This is a genomic window from Erwinia sp. MYb416 (assembly GCF_037479575.1).
Classification (GTDB): domain Bacteria; phylum Pseudomonadota; class Gammaproteobacteria; order Enterobacterales; family Enterobacteriaceae; genus Erwinia; species Erwinia rhapontici.
The window spans coordinates 207,195-222,218 of sequence record NZ_JBBGYT010000437.1; the positions used below are offsets into that span (position 1 = coordinate 207,195).

Here is a 15,024-nt window from a genome sequence, read left to right on the forward strand (position 1 = left end):
CGAACGATTGCGAGGCGTGATAGCTTAAAATACGCTTGCCTTAGGATATACTCGGGACTGTTTTTTTTGCCCTATATGCCCTGAATCAGAGATTCGGTGCTTCGGAGAACAGGCTTGCGCGTCAGTCGTTCGTTAACGATTAAGCAAATGGCGACGATTTCCAGCGTTGCAGTCGTGGCCATTTGTATTTTTATAGTCATACAGCTTTTTCATTTTGTGCAGCAGCGCAGAATCGACTACGCCCAGCAAATGGAGAACGTGGCACATACCGTTCGCCAGCCGTTGTCACAGGCGGTACTCAAAGCGGATATTCCTCAGGCTGAATATATTCTTAACTCACTGCGTCCGGCCGGTATTCTGGCGCGCGCAGAAGTGGTGCTGCCCAATGGGCTCCAGGCGCTGCATACGGACTTTGAGCCCGAGAAACCGGTGCCACGTTTTATCATGGAGTTGTTTGAGCTGCCGGTGCAAATCACGGTCCCTCTCTATTCTGTCCAACCGGCCAACCCTAAGCCCCTGGCGATACTGGTGTTGCAGGCCGATTCCTGGCGCGTGTATCAGTTTATCCTTAGTGCTGTCTCGACGATGGTCACCGCCTATCTGCTGCTGGCGCTGATCCTCTCTGTCTCTATCAGCTGGTGTATTAATCGGTTGATGGTGCGCCCGCTGCGCAATATTGCCCACGAGCTGCGGGACCTGAGCCTGCAACAGGCGATCGGTCATCAGCTGTCGTTGCCGCGTCATCATCGTGATGATGAAATCGGCATGTTGATCCGCCACTACAACCGTAACCAGAAGATGCTGGCATCGTCCTTTGATGAGATGAGCCACATGAGCACCCATTTTTCTCTCACCGGCCTGCCGAATAAAACGCTGTTCCTGGCGCTGCTGGAGCAGCATCTGCGCGCTGTTGGCCCGGCGGGTATGTTTACTCTGATCGTGGTGCGTATTGAAACGCTGCTGGAGACCAACGGGCTGGTCACCGACGAACAACGTCATGCCATGCTGCTGACGCTGGTGGAGAAAATGCGCGAGTGTATTGATGAGCGTACGGTACTGGCGCAGCTGTCGATCTGCGATTTTGCCCTGCTGGTGAAACGCGCGAATAACCCGTTCCGTGGACTGCGGCTGGCGCGGACTCTGATGGTGCGCCTGAATCAGCCGATCGGTTTGCAGCATATGCAGCTGCGGCCGAATATCAGCGTGGGCATGGTACTGCGTGAAGCCGACAGCCTGAGTGCCGCCGATCTGCTGGCCCGTGCGACCTCGGCCATGATGTCGGCACGCCATCAGGGGAAAAATCAGATCCTGTTCTTCGACCCGGCATTAACCGAGCGCGCGCAGAAACGTCTCACCCAGGAACATGATATTTTGCAGGGGCTGGAGCAGCAGCAGTTTGCGCTATGGTTGCAGCCACAAATTGATATGAACAACGGCAAGCTGGTGGGCGCTGAAGCGCTGCTGCGCCAGCGTCAGCCCGATGGCTCCTGGTGCCTGCCGGAAGATCTGATTACTAACGCGGAAGAGATTGGGGTGATTACCGCACTCGGCCGCTGGGTGTTTGAAGCCTCCTGTCGTCTCCTGGCCGACTGGCAGCAGCAGGGGATCGAATTGACGCTGAGTGTGAATCTCTCGGCAATCCAACTGCGCGAAGCCACAATGGTCAGTCATTTACAGGAGCTGATTCAGCGTTATGACATCCGTCCTGGTCGTCTGATGCTGGAGATCACTGAAACCGCCCAGATCGGTGAGCCAGAGCAGGCGCTGCACCTTTTGCAGGAATTACAGAAAACCGGCGTTTCCATCGCGCTGGACGATTTCGGTATGGGCTATGCCAATCTGAACTGGCTGAATCAGTTTAAAACGCTGCCGATTAGCAAACTAAAAATGGATCGCAGCTTTGTCGCCGCGTTGCCGAATAATGACAGTATGGTGAGAATTGTTTCTTTCATCGCTGAGATAATGCATCTGGACGTCGTGGCCGAGGGTGTGGAAACCGAAGAGCAGCGTGACTGGCTGCTGGCACGGGGTATCTCTATTGGTCAGGGTTATCTGTATTCAGAGGCGCTGCCGCTGCCGCAATTTGAGCAACGTTATCTGTCACAATCCTGAGACGCGGGTCTACCTTCTACTTTCTTTAGTTATACAACTTTCTGCTGACGTGATTCAGCTCTTATAAATGTCGATTAGGTGGCCCCACGCCGGGCCACCCCGTACCAATCCTGTTAACCGGATGTTACTTTCGCGCTGTCGTTGGACTAAAAAACAACAATTAACGCGGTTAACGGATACCTTTATGAAAACTTCCCTGTTCAAAAGTCTTTATTTCCAGGTACTGACAGCTATCGCCGTCGGTGTTCTGCTCGGGCATTTCTACCCGGAGCTGGGCGCGCAGATGAAGCCGCTGGGTGATGCCTTCGTCAAGCTGATCAAAATGATTATTGCCCCGGTGATCTTCTGTACCGTGGTGACCGGTATTGCCGGTATGGAAAGCATGAAAGCGGTCGGGCGCACCGGTGCCGTGGCGCTACTCTATTTTGAAGTGGTCAGTACCATTGCGCTGATTATCGGCCTGGTGGTAGTGAACGTGTTGCAGCCTGGCGTGGGCATGAACGTTGACCCGGCTACGCTGGATGCTAAAGCGGTGGCGATGTACGCCCAGCAGGCTGAACAGCAGGGCGTGGTGGCATTCCTGCTGGATGTGATCCCGGGCAGCGTCATTGGTGCCTTTGCCAGCGGCAATATTTTGCAGGTGCTGTTGTTCGCGATCCTGTTTGGCTTTGCTCTGCACCGTATGGGCGATAAAGGCACGCTGGTGTTCAACTTTATCGACAGCTTCTCCAAGGTCATTTTCGGCATCATCAATATGATTATGCGCCTGGCACCGATCGGGGCTTTCGGTGCGATGGCCTTCACCATTGGCAAATACGGCGTGGGTTCACTGGTACAGCTCGGCCAACTGATCATCTGCTTCTACATCACCTGCCTGCTGTTTGTGGTGGTGGTGCTGGGGCTGATTGCTCGCGTGGTTGGTTTCAATATCTTCAAATTTATTGCCTATATCAAAGAGGAGCTGCTGATTGTCCTGGGGACGTCCTCTTCTGAGTCGGCGCTGCCACGTATGCTGGATAAAATGGAGAAGCTGGGGTGTAAGAAATCGGTCGTCGGCCTGGTGATACCCACCGGTTACTCCTTCAACCTCGACGGCACCTCGATTTACCTGACGATGGCGGCGGTCTTTATCGCTCAGGCCACCAATAGCCATATGGATATCTGGCATCAGATTACCCTGCTGGTGGTGTTGCTGCTCTCCTCGAAAGGTGCAGCAGGGGTGACCGGCAGTGGTTTTATCGTGCTGGCGGCAACGCTCTCGGCCGTTGGGCACCTGCCGGTGGCGGGCCTGGCACTGATTCTCGGCATTGACCGCTTTATGTCCGAAGCCCGCGCACTGACGAATCTCGTGGGTAACGGCGTGGCGACCGTGGTGGTGGCCAAATGGGTGGGTCAGCTGGACGAAAAGCAGTTAAAAGAGACGTTGAATGCGAGTAAAAAGCAGCAAAAAGTAGCCTGAAACATCGCGATAAGTACTTAATTCACAAAAAATCACCTCAAATGCCCGTCGTGACTTGCCCTCACGGCGGGCATTTGCATAATAACCCTCATATTATTTTATGATTTTTCATTCCGCTGTGTGACATCCTCGTCGATGCGTGGTCTAAGAGCTGTTCCTTTTAAAAACAGTGGCTTTCCGGAGCCATCTGTCACCGTGACAGAATCAGGCCGTAGACCGCCAGTGATAATTATTTGGTTTGTGATTGAGTAGGGGTTCACATGCAGGGCACCAGAATTCGTTTATTGATTGGTGGAATCTTACTGGCAGTGGCCAGTAGCACTGTACAGGCTGAAACACTCCAACCCGATCCTGCCTGGCAGCAGGGCAAACTGGAGAACGGTTTTAGCTGGCAGTTGCTCACCACCCCGCAGCGTCCAAGTGACCGCGTTGAAATTCGCCTGTTAGTTAACACGGGCTCGCTGGTAGAAAGCGCCCAGCAGGCTGGCTACAGTCATTTGTTACCCCGTCTGGCGCTGGTGCATAATGCCACGCTGGATCCGGCGCAGCAGCGCTCACTGTGGCAGCAAAGTATTGATCCGCAGCACCCCCAACCGCCAGCCATCACCTCATACGATTACACGCTTTACAATCTGAGCCTGCCGAATAACCGCCCGGAAATGCTGAAAGAAGCCCTGACCTGGCTGGCTGCAACCGCAGGTAAAATGACGATTAACGATCAGGTGGTGAACACCGCCATCAATGCTGATGACCCGATTGCCACCTGGCCGGGTAATCCGCAGGATGTCTGGTGGCGTTACCGCCTGAAAGGCTCTTCGATGCTGGCGCATGACCCGGCCGCCGCGGTAAAAACCCCGGTCGATATGGCGCAGCTCTATGCATTCTATAAGCAGTGGTACACGCCCGATGCCATGACGCTGTTTGTGGTGGGTAACGTAGACAGCCGCAGTCTGGCCGAGCAAATCAATAAAGTGTTCTCCCCGCTGGAGGGCAAGCGCGATCAGCCTTCCGCGATGCCAACGCTTTCGCCGTTGCCACAGCAGCCGGTGAATCTGGTGAACAACGGTATTAGCCAGGATCGTCTGTCGCTGGTGTGGGATACGCCGTGGCAGCCCATCCGCGAATCACAAAACCTGCTGCGCTACTGGCAGAGCGATCTGGCGCGTGAAGCGCTGTTCTGGCATGTGCAGAAAGTCCTGAGTGATAACAAAACCCAGGGAATGCAGGTTGGCTTCGATTGCCGGGTGCTGTATCAGCGCGCCCAGTGTGCCATCAATATGGACGCAGACAACGCGGCACTGAACAACAACCTGGAGCTGATCGCCAAAGAGATGGTCAACGTGCGTGATAAAGGGCTGACTCAGCAGGAGTTCGATGCGTTGATGACGCAGAAGAAAAGTGAACTGACCAAGCTGTTTGCCACCTATGCACGCACCGATACCGATGTTCTGATGAGCCAGCGCCTTCGCTCTCAACAGAACGCAGTGGTGGATATCGCTCCTGAGCAGTATCAGAAACTGCGTCAGACTTTCCTGTCAGAGTTAACCCTCGACCAGCTCAACCAGGAGCTACGTCAGCAGTTAACCCAGGATATGACGATGGTGCTGATGCAGCCGCAGGGCGAACCTGAAACCAAGGTGAAGATGTTGCTCGAAAGCTGGCAGAAAATTATGACGCCGATAGCGCCAGTGGCTGCCCCAGCGGACGCGGCACAAACGGACGGCAGCGCACCGGCACAGTGACAGGTGTGATCACGGGGCGGACCCGCTGTTTTGGCCCGCCCGTGATATCACCATTTCCGCGCGCGTAGCCATTCGTTGACCAGCATCGGCCAGCTGGCGAGCGGCAGGTCGGCCACGTTGCGAATGCCAAAGCCGTGGCCGCCTTTTTCATAGAAGTGCAGCTCGCACGGCACCTGATGTTCACGCAAAGCGCTAAACATCACCATGCTGTTATTCACCGGGACTGACGCGTCATCAACGGCGTGGATCAGCAGCGTCTGCGGTGTGTTATCGCTCACGCGATTCTCCATTGAGTACGCGTCAATTTCCTTCTGGCCTGGTTTTTCACCCAGCAGTTGCAGACGCGACCCGCTATGAGCCAGCCCGTCACGCATACTGATGACCGGATAGATCAGTACCAGCGCATCGGGGCGCGGAGAGCGCGCATCAGCAGCATCCTGCACCGGATAGAGTTTTTCACCGAAACGCGTTCCCAGACTGGCGGCGACATGCCCTCCGGCTGAGAAACCCATCATGACAATTTTCTCACCATTGCGGCCACGCAGCGCACGTTCACGCAGCACTCTGACGGCGCGCTGGGCATCGGCCAGTGGCGCATCAGCACCTTCATGGTGACCATCTGCGGGCAGACGATAGGTCATGACCGCCAGCGTATAGCCCATAGAGGTAAAGAACATCGCCAGGGCGCTGCCCTCTTTATCGATCATGATGCGCTGGTAACCGCCGCCAGGGGCGACCAGCAGCGTGATGCCGTTCGACTGTTCCGGGTACCACACTGCCAGCTCCGGACAGCGGACGCCGCTGGCAGCACGGTCGAAGGGCTCATAAGGTTTGGCCAAATCAATAATCTGCGGCTGCGCCCGTGAATCGCTGGCGCCTGGCGCATCGCCGTGTGGCCAGAGGTTGAAAATTTCTGCGTTCATAGGCGCCTCAATATTATTGCTGCAACAATAATTAGAAATTATAGAAGCCGTAGAAAAAAGGAAGGTGATATTTATCACGGCGTATTGAACAGAAACTGTGCCGCTTTATTTTTCCGCCGTCTACTATTTCACCTCATCGGTAATCAATTTCGGAATATACTCAATTCTTTCTTTTTTCCGGCCTGATGCACTGTCATTGCTGCTCTGGGCGGCTTTTACATTAGATTTTTTTAAATATTGACCTAAACACAAACTATTTATGCGGCTGCTGTTTTTACTCATTAATAATGGTTCTTTGCTCAGGAACTTTCCCCGGTAATAATTTGACTTAATATTATTGATTCATCAGAACGGCATATTTTACTGTCAGAGACTATGCTGTCAGACGGAATCTGAACGGAGAGTGAAGATGAAACGCAGTGTGCGTTATATCCTGATTTTATGTCTGGGGATGTTCGTCAGTTTGCCCCTGTTTGCGCAGCAGTATGCGTTTCTCAACCAGGATGACCTGGTGCTGAATAAAACGCGGTTGCAGCAGCAGCAGGCACCCACGCTGACACTGAAAGCCTGGCATCAGCTACAGCACGAGGCCGATAAGGCGCTGGTTGCGCCACTGCTGAGCGTGGCAGAGAAAGGGCTTACGCCTCCCAGCGGTTCAAAACACGATTACCTGAGCCTCAGTGCCTACTGGTGGCCAGATGACGCGTCTCCGGATGGGCTGCCGTGGGTACGCCGTGACGGTAAAATCAACCCTTCAACTAAGAACAATGACAGCGACGGTGTGCGGCTGGCGACGTTTACCGCCCGGGTACAGACCCTGACGCTGGCCTGGTATTTCTCCGGCGATGAACGGTATGCCGATCGCGCGATCGCCCTGATCCGCCACTGGTTTCTCGATCCTGCCACGCGGATGAACCCTAACCTGAACTGGGCCCAGAGCGTACCGGGCAAGGCGGAAGGGCGGCGCTCCGGCGTGCTCGATGGACGTTACTTTGCCACGCGGATTGTGGATTCCCTGCTGATGCTGCGCACCGCGCCTGGCTGGCGTGCGCAGGATGAACAGCAGATGCAGCAGTGGATGAGTGATTACCTGCACTGGCTACAGACCAGCAAACAGGGTAAGGGGGAAGCGCAGGCGGAGAATAATCACGGTAGCTGGTACAACGTGCAGGTGGCGGGTATTGCCTGGTATCTGCAACGGCCTGAGGCGATCACACCCATGCTGGAGCAGGCAAAAAAACGCATGAATCACCAGATTGCTGCCGATGGCAGCCAGCCGAAAGAGCTGGCACGCACCCGATCTTTCCACTACAGCTGGTTTAATTTGCAGGCACTGACCGCGCTGGCCACGGTGGCGCAGAACAGTCATACCGGCGATCTGTGGCATTACCGTACCCCGCAGCAGGCCAGCCTGCTGACAGCGCTGGATTTTATGGCACCGTACAGCGGCAACAACAAAATCTGGCCCTACCACAGCCTTGACCGTATTGGCGTGCGCCTGATCCCGTTGCTGTCGCAGGCCGATAATCAGCGTAATAGCGATCGCTATCAGGCGGCGATCCGTCAGGCTAACTGGGATCTGCCCAATGGCGGAGAAGGGCGCGGGGCAACGATCTCCGCGCTACGTGATACCTGGCTGCTGGCCGTGCCGCGCGTTAGCGAGGCGCAGGCATCCGCTCACGGGGAATAATCGCCCCGCGATGCTGGATCACCGTACTGGCGGTGAGGTGGCCGCGCTGTGCGGCTTCGGTTGCGCTCCCGCCGGTCAGACGTACGGCGAGGTAGCCAGCGCTGAAGGAGTCCCCTGCTGCCGTGGTATCAACTATCGCTGATGCCGGCAGACGCACCGCGGGGATCTCCAGCAGCGGCTCGCTGCCATTCGCTACCAGGCAGGCATCGGCACCGCGTTTAATCACAATCTCACTGACGCCCGCCTGCTGCGTGCGTGCAATCACGTCTGCTACGCTGGCTTCGCCCCACAGCAGGGTTTCATCGTCCAGCGTCAGGAACGCGATATCGGTGCAGGCGAGGATTGCCTGATAGGCACTCTGCGCCTCTTGCGGGTTCTGCCACAGGCGTGGGCGGTAGTTATTATCTAAAATAATCTTGCCGCCGTTTTTGCGGCAAGCGGCCAGCAGGGCGTAGAGGGTTTCCCGGCTCTCTGGGCTTAAGATCGCGAGGCTGATCCCGCTCAGATAGAGATAGTCATAATGGGCCAGCTGCTGACAGATCGCTTCTGCACGCTCGCCTTCCAGCCAGTAACGCGCGGCAGCATCGTTGCGCCAGTAGTAAAACGTACGCTCACCCTGCGGGTCGGTTTCAATCACATACAGGCCTGGCAGTTTGTTCTCCATGCGCTGGATCAGGCCGGTCTGTAGCGACTCGCTTTGCCAGGCGGCGATCATCTCACTGCTGAAGCTGTCCTGACCCAATGCGGTCACATAATCCACCCGCAGCGCCTGCTCTGGTACCTGGCGAGCTACGTACACCGCGGTATTCAGCGTATCGCCACCAAATCCCCGGCTCATATCGCGACCCTGCTGGGAGAGTTCAATCATACATTCGCCGATCACGGCCAGTTTCTGTTGCGTCATGGTCATTCGCTCAATGAAAAGTCTGCGTTCAGTCTCGCTGCGTGCGGGGCAACAGTCAATGATTTAAAACGATGTTTTAATTTTATTGTGACGTGGGTTTAGTCCGGGCCAACTGATGATAAAACGCCCTAAACAGCGCCTGTTTTAGCGATTGAAAGGGCAAAAGATGGGTAATCTTAGCAAGGCTAACGTGGCTGTATGTCGATAAAGTTCTCAGGGACAGTGCCGATACTTGCAACACGGGATGCCATACGAAGGCGGTCTCACAAATAAAGGATCATAATAATGGTGCTGAATAGCCTCAGTCACCGGTTACCGAACGCAATCGTCGAACAAGAGCAGCTTAAAGAACCTGTTTACTGGCAACAGTGTCAGCGTTCCTATAACTTCCAGCCGATTTACCGGGTAGACGGTAGCCTGATGGCAATTGAGTTGCTCACAGCGGTGTTTCACCCATCCGCGCCGAGCCAGAGAGTTTCGCCGGAGCTTTATTTTGCAACGCTTGAGATCCCTCAACGCCTGCATATTGTGGCCGAGCAGCTGACGCTGCTGGCTAAATGGGAAAGAAAATTTGCCAGTACTAACATCGTCGCCTCCGTCAATATCGACGGGCCAACGCTGTTGGAAATCCAGCATAACAGAACCGTTCGTCAGTTAATTGCACGCTGCCCGTGGGTGCGTTTTGAACTGGTCGAGCACCATGTGTTGCCACAGGAAGTGATTGTTGCGCAGATGCCTGAACTGGGGCCGCTGTGGCTGGATGACTTCGGCTCCGGCATGGCGAACTTCTCCGCGCTGACCGAACTGAAGTACGACTACATCAAGCTCGCACGCGAGCTGTTTATCCTGCTGCGTGAAAGCGAAGAGGGCCGAAATCTGTTTGGAATGCTGCTGGCCCTGATCAATCGCTACTGCAAAGGGGTGATTGTTGAAGGGGTAGAAACACCTGAAGAGTGGGAGCAGGTACGTAACTCTCCTGCCTATGCTGCACAGGGGTATTTCTTTGCCCGTCCTATGCCGTTTGAACAGCTTGAGGCATTGCCGCTGAACCTCGTCTGATCCCATGTGCTGTCGTCTCGACTATCTTTAACCAGAGACGGATAGCCATCAAGGAGACGACGAATGTCGCGTACGGGGAAAGTCATTAGCTGGATTGCCGGGATTTTTGTGCTGTTGGTGGTGGTGATGGTCATTGTGATCGCCACCTTCGACTGGAATCGCCTGAAGCCCACCATCAACCAGAAAGTTTCTGCCGAGATTAACCGCCCGTTTGCCATTCGTGGCGATCTGGGTGTGGCGTGGGAGCGCAACCGCAGCGAACCTGGCTGGCGTCGTTGGGTGCCCTGGCCGCACGTCCATGCCCAGGACATTATGCTGGGTAACCCTCCTGACATTCCTGATGTCACCATGCTGCATCTGGCGCGTATCGACGCCACTCTCTCACCCCTGGCGCTGCTGAGTAAGCAGGTGTATCTGCCGTGGATCAAACTGCAACAACCGACCGCAAAGCTGGTGCAAACGGCCGACCGCAAAAATAACTGGACGTTTAACCTCGCGGGCAGTGACTCAAAACAGGAAAATCAGCCGCCTTCCGCATGGTCGTTCCGTCTGGATAATATCGTTTTTGACCAGGGGAACATCGCTTATCGTGATGCGATCAATAAGGCGGATGTGCAGATCACCGTCGATCCGCTGGGTAAACCGGTGCCTTATGCCCAGTTGGCAGGAGGCAACGACCAGCAAAAAGGGGCGGCAGATTTTGTCTTCGGCTGGCGAGTCAGCGGGACGTACAACAACGAGAAACTGAACGGTGACGGCAAAATGGGCGGCATGCTGTCGTTACGCAGCCAGAATACGCCATTCCCGATTCAGGCTGATATCCGCAGTGGCACCACGCGCGTGCGGGTGGCGGGGACCGTGCAGGACCCGATGAACCTCGGCGGGGTAGATATTCGCCTGCGTTTCTCCGGTGATACCCTGGCCAACCTCTATGGGTTGACGGGCGTTCTGCTGCCGGATACGCCGCCGTATGAAACGGATGGCCATCTGACGGCGCGTTTCCAGCAGGCCGCCGGTGCGGTGTTTCGCTATCAGGGCTTTAACGGCCATATCGGCGACAGCGATATTCATGGTTCCCTGACCTACAGTCAGAGCAAACCCCGACCTAAGCTGGAAGGGACGCTGGAGTCGCGTCAGCTGCGTATGGCCGATCTCGGCCCGCTGATTGGCGTCAATTACGGTAAAGGCAGTGAAAAGACCGAAAAGGCCAAGGCACAACGTGGAGAGGCCGCCACGCAGCCCGCCGATCGCGTGCTGCCGCATGATAAGTTCGACACGAAAAACTGGGATGTGATGGATGCGGATGTGACATTCAAAGGTCGGCGCATAGAGCACAGCAGCTCATTGCCGATCAGCGATCTTTCCACTCATCTGATCCTGAAAAACGGCGATCTGCGCCTCGACCCGCTGCGCTTCGGCATGGCGGGAGGAAACCTGAATGCCAGCGTCCGGCTGGAAGGCGACAAATCGCCAATGCAGGGACGCGTGGATCTCCATGCCCGCAATCTGAAGCTGCGGCAGCTGTTCCCGGGCGTGGAAGCGATGCAGAGTGCGCTTGGCCAGATGAACGGTGATGCGACGCTGAGCGGGCGCGGTAATTCAGTGGCCGATTTGCTGGCAACCAGCAACGGTGACCTGAAGCTGCTGATGAACGATGGCCTGATCAGCCGCAGTCTGATGGAAATTGTGGGTCTGAACGTGGGTAACTACGTGGTGGGTAAGCTGTTTGGTGATGATGAAGTGAAAATCAACTGCGCGGCCGCCAATCTTCAGGTGAACAACGGGCTGGCCTCGTCACGGTTGTTTGTCTTCGATACTGAAAACGCGATTATCAATATTACCGGCACCACCAATTTTGCTAACGAACGGCTGGATCTGTCGATTAACCCGGACAGCAAAGGCATCAGGATTATCACGCTGCGCTCACCGCTGTATGTGCGTGGCACCTTTAAAAATCCCGATGCCGGTGTGAAACCCGGGCCACTGATTGCTCGTGGTGCGGCGGCGGTGGCATTAGGTGCCGTGGTGGCCCCGGCAGCGGCGCTGCTGGCGCTGATCTCACCGAGTGACAACGACGATAATCAATGCAGCCGCGTATTGCAGCAGATGAAAAGTGGGAAATAACGTCGTGCAGGGCGGATATTGATAAGGACGAGGCAGACCTCACCGCTACAATCATTGACACGGGCGAGGCATGCCTCGCCCCTACAGTCATCGATACGGGCGAGGCATGTGGTCGGTCTGTACCCATGCCTCGCCCCTACGGTCATCGATACGGGCGAGGCATGTGGTCGGTCTGTGCCTATGCCTCGCCCCTGGATCCGTTGTAGGGGTCGGGCATGCCCGACCCGCCATCAGGCAATATCAATCAAATAACGATTCGTGACGGGTTTCTTTGCACAGGATCAGCGCAATCAGCGTCAGGCAGGCCATCGACGCCAGGTAAACGCCGACATAGAACAGCCCGTAAGTGTGCGCTAACCAGGTGGCAATATATGGCGCGATGGATGCACCCAGAATCGACGACAGGTTATAGGAGAACGATGCTCCGGTATAACGGACTTCGGTCGGGAACAGCTCCGGTAACAGTGCGCCCATCGGTCCGAAAGTCAGCCCCATAATGCTCAGGCCACAGACCAGGAAAGCCATAATCAGCATCTGATTACCGGAACCCAGCATCGAGGGGAAGATCATCGAAAAGCCGATAATAATCAGGGTAATGACGATCATCGTCCTGCGGCGACCAAAGCGGTCGGCCAGCAGCCCGGCAATCGGCACCATGATGCCAAAACCAATCACCGCCAGCATCAGCATCCACAGGAAAGTATTACGTGGAATACCCAGTCCGTTAGGCGCGGGCGTGGTGCCATAGGTCATGGAGTAGACGGTCATGATATAGAACAGGGTGTAGGTTGCCAGCATGATGAATGTACCAATAATGGTGGTACCCAGATGCTTGCTGAACAGGGTGCCAATCGGCACTTTCACCTGTTTCTTCTCTTTCTGTACTTTGGCGAAAACCGGTGACTCATGCAATGAGACGCGCACATACAGGCCGATCAGCACTAATACCGCTGAGAGGATAAACGGCACGCGCCAGCCCCAGCTCATAAACTGTTCGTCGGTCAGCAGCCAGGAGAGCAGCAGGAAGGTGCCGTTGGCAAAGAAAAAGCCAATCGGCGCGCCAAGCTGCGGGAAGGAGCCATACAGGGCGCGTTTTTTCGCCGGAGCGTTTTCCGTGGCCAGCAGTGCAGCACCGCCCCATTCGCCGCCCAGTCCCAGACCCTGACCAAAACGTGCCAGCGCCAGCAGCAGGGGGGCAAACACGCCAATCGTTTCATAGCTCGGCAGCAGGCCGATCGCCACGGTTGAAATTCCCATGGTCAGCAGCGAGGCGACCAGCGTCACTTTACGCCCGACACGGTCACCAAAGTGGCCAAACACCGCTGAACCGATAGGGCGCGCGATAAAGGCAATGGCGAAGGTGGCCAGTGACTGCAGCGTGGCAACGGTGGCATCACCCTGTGGGAAGAAGATATGCGGGAACACGATTACCGCGGCAGTAGCATAAATATAGAAATCGAAGAATTCGATAGCAGTGCCGACCAGTGAAGCAATAACGACTTTACCGCGAGAGTTGACGGGCGTGGCGTTGGGATCGGTGTCGATGGATGGCGCGATGGAAGCTTGCATAAATTTTTCTTATTTGAATGTGAATGTAAACGGCGTAACAACGAATCTTACGCACAGGCAAAGCCGCATTCAATGACGAAAAAGCACCGAAAAGGCGGGTTAATCCAGCGAAAAGAGGATAATTTTCATTCCGCGATATTTGCGGGTGGATGGCAGGGTGAAATCGACTATTTCTGGCGTGAATCACTGCAAAATAGCCAAATTAAAGTTATGTCTCAGCCATTAATGCTGTTCTTTGGCGAATTAATCACCAGGTATCGAGATTTTCAACTGGCTGCCTCCTCAGGTGGCGACCTGGCAGATAAGGAGATTCTTAGTATTGTTGATAAAAGGTTTAGAAAGGAAACTATCAGCACGGTTTACAACCTGGTTTCGGCGGAATAGAATCTCGTCACTTTCTTCTCAGGAGCACACAATTGGACAGTCACCCTGTAACTCACGCGTTATAAAGGCAGGCCCACTCCGTTGTGCGCCTGCCGTTAATCGGCGGGCTATGTTTCCTCTCTTCTCAGAGCAGTAGCATCCCGTATAAAGAACTTTAAGATGTCCAGCCTGTGGCCGGACTGGGATTGCGTATGCGCTTTTTTGTTTTCACACCACAACGTCATCATCTTTTTCCTCCGGGCTGCCTGCGTTAATTCCTGTGCAACCGGTGCGCCTGTGCGCATCTCAATTCCCGTCGTGAGACGACAATGAGAACGACAAAGATGACATGGACTCCTTTTATCCTGCATTTGACCCTGGCGGTAGCGCTGGGGGCGATTATTGGCGCCGAGCGCCAGTGGCGACAGCGTATGGCTGGCCTGCGTACCAATGCGCTGGTAGCCACCGGTGCGGCTATTTTTATTCTCAGTTCGGTCAGCACCTCGCCGGACAGCCCTGGGCGTATCGCCGCACAGATTGTTTCCGGTATCGGTTTTTTAGGTGCCGGCGTCATTATGCGCCAGGGAATGAACATCTCCGGGCTGAACACGGCAGCAACGCTGTGGTGCTCTGCGGGAGTGGGCGTGCTGTGCGGTCTTGGGCAGTTTGCCAATGCCACCGCAGCAACCCTGGTGCTGCTATGCGCCAATATCCTGCTGCGTGAAGCGGCCCAGCGTATCAATACCCGGCCCAGCGCGACAGAGCATGAACCGGAGCAGCGCTACCGCATTCAGATTGTGTGCGGCAGTGAAGATGAAATACTGGTGCGCACGCTGATCCTGCAGGCGCTGAATGGAATGGCACTGCGCCTGCAGTCGCTGTACAGCGCGGATATCGCCCGCCCGGGTCATCTGGAAGTGAGCGCTGACGTGATGGCATTTCCCGCCGCGCAGCGGGAGATTGAAAGTATTGTCTGCCGCATCAGTCTGGAAAAGAGTGTCAGTGCGGTGCACTGGCGGATAGCGCCAGACCAGGCGATTTAACCCCACACAGGAGCATAACGATGAAAGAACCTCCGT

At 55.4% G+C, this 15,024-nt stretch carries 12 protein-coding genes; 8 read left to right on the forward strand and 4 right to left on the reverse strand.

Going from position 1 to position 15,024, the window contains the following annotated elements:
• Window positions 1-114 precede the first annotated feature (114 nt).
• From hmsP to WH277_RS09180, 3 genes are all read left to right on the forward strand, one after another.
• A complete protein-coding gene (gene hmsP / locus WH277_RS09170) occupies window positions 115-2,112 on the forward strand; it encodes a biofilm formation regulator HmsP (RefSeq protein ID WP_339505345.1) in 1,998 nt (665 codons plus the stop codon).
• 184 nt (window positions 2,113-2,296) lie between these two features.
• Complete coding sequence (locus tag WH277_RS09175) at window positions 2,297-3,571, forward strand: dicarboxylate/amino acid:cation symporter (RefSeq protein WP_133844594.1); 1,275 nt, start codon at window positions 2,297-2,299, stop codon at window positions 3,569-3,571.
• A gap of 260 nt (window positions 3,572-3,831) precedes the next feature.
• Window positions 3,832-5,313, forward strand: coding sequence for a M16 family metallopeptidase (locus WH277_RS09180; protein WP_133844592.1), 1,482 nt, complete (start codon window positions 3,832-3,834; stop codon window positions 5,311-5,313).
• 47 nt (window positions 5,314-5,360) lie between these two features.
• On the opposite strand, the gene WH277_RS09185 is transcribed toward WH277_RS09180, so the two are convergent.
• A complete protein-coding gene (locus tag WH277_RS09185) occupies window positions 5,361-6,236 on the reverse strand; it encodes an alpha/beta hydrolase (protein ID WP_339505346.1) in 876 nt (291 codons plus the stop codon).
• A gap of 123 nt (window positions 6,237-6,359) precedes the next feature.
• Window positions 6,360-6,518, reverse strand: a complete 159-nt coding sequence (locus WH277_RS09190; RefSeq protein WP_159338354.1) for a hypothetical protein — start codon at window positions 6,516-6,518, stop codon at window positions 6,360-6,362.
• 127 nt (window positions 6,519-6,645) lie between these two features.
• Between WH277_RS09190 and WH277_RS09195 the strand changes: the two genes are divergently transcribed.
• On the forward strand, window positions 6,646-7,926 hold the full coding sequence (locus tag WH277_RS09195) for an alginate lyase family protein (protein ID WP_339505347.1): 1,281 nt from the start codon (window positions 6,646-6,648) through the stop codon (window positions 7,924-7,926).
• On the opposite strand, the gene WH277_RS09200 is transcribed toward WH277_RS09195, so the two are convergent.
• Window positions 7,892-8,830: a sugar kinase gene (locus WH277_RS09200; protein ID WP_339505348.1), complete on the reverse strand. Its 939-nt coding sequence runs from the start codon at window positions 8,828-8,830 to the stop codon at window positions 7,892-7,894. The genes WH277_RS09195 and WH277_RS09200 overlap by 35 nt on opposite strands.
• A 285-nt stretch (window positions 8,831-9,115) precedes the next feature.
• Here WH277_RS09200 and pdeH point away from each other — a divergent pair, with 285 nt between their 5' ends.
• Both pdeH and WH277_RS09210 read left to right on the forward strand, forming a co-directional pair.
• Window positions 9,116-9,889, forward strand: coding sequence for a cyclic-guanylate-specific phosphodiesterase (pdeH, locus tag WH277_RS09205; RefSeq protein ID WP_133844583.1), 774 nt, complete (start codon window positions 9,116-9,118; stop codon window positions 9,887-9,889).
• 63 nt (window positions 9,890-9,952) lie between these two features.
• On the forward strand, window positions 9,953-12,013 hold the full coding sequence (locus WH277_RS09210) for an AsmA family protein (RefSeq protein ID WP_339505349.1): 2,061 nt from the start codon (window positions 9,953-9,955) through the stop codon (window positions 12,011-12,013).
• Between the two features lie 240 nt (window positions 12,014-12,253).
• Here WH277_RS09210 and WH277_RS09215 read toward each other — a convergent pair whose 3' ends face one another.
• Entirely contained in the window at window positions 12,254-13,582 is a 1,329-nt protein-coding gene (locus tag WH277_RS09215) for an MFS transporter (RefSeq protein WP_133844578.1), read from the reverse strand.
• Between the two features lie 72 nt (window positions 13,583-13,654).
• Here WH277_RS09215 and WH277_RS09220 point away from each other — a divergent pair, with 72 nt between their 5' ends.
• Together WH277_RS09220 and WH277_RS09225 are read left to right on the forward strand one after the other, a co-directional pair.
• Complete coding sequence (locus WH277_RS09220) at window positions 13,655-13,966, forward strand: hypothetical protein (RefSeq protein WP_339505351.1); 312 nt, start codon at window positions 13,655-13,657, stop codon at window positions 13,964-13,966.
• A gap of 323 nt (window positions 13,967-14,289) precedes the next feature.
• Window positions 14,290-14,988, forward strand: a complete 699-nt coding sequence (locus tag WH277_RS09225) for an MgtC family protein (protein WP_133844575.1) — start codon at window positions 14,290-14,292, stop codon at window positions 14,986-14,988.
• The last annotated feature ends 36 nt before the right edge of the window (window positions 14,989-15,024 follow it).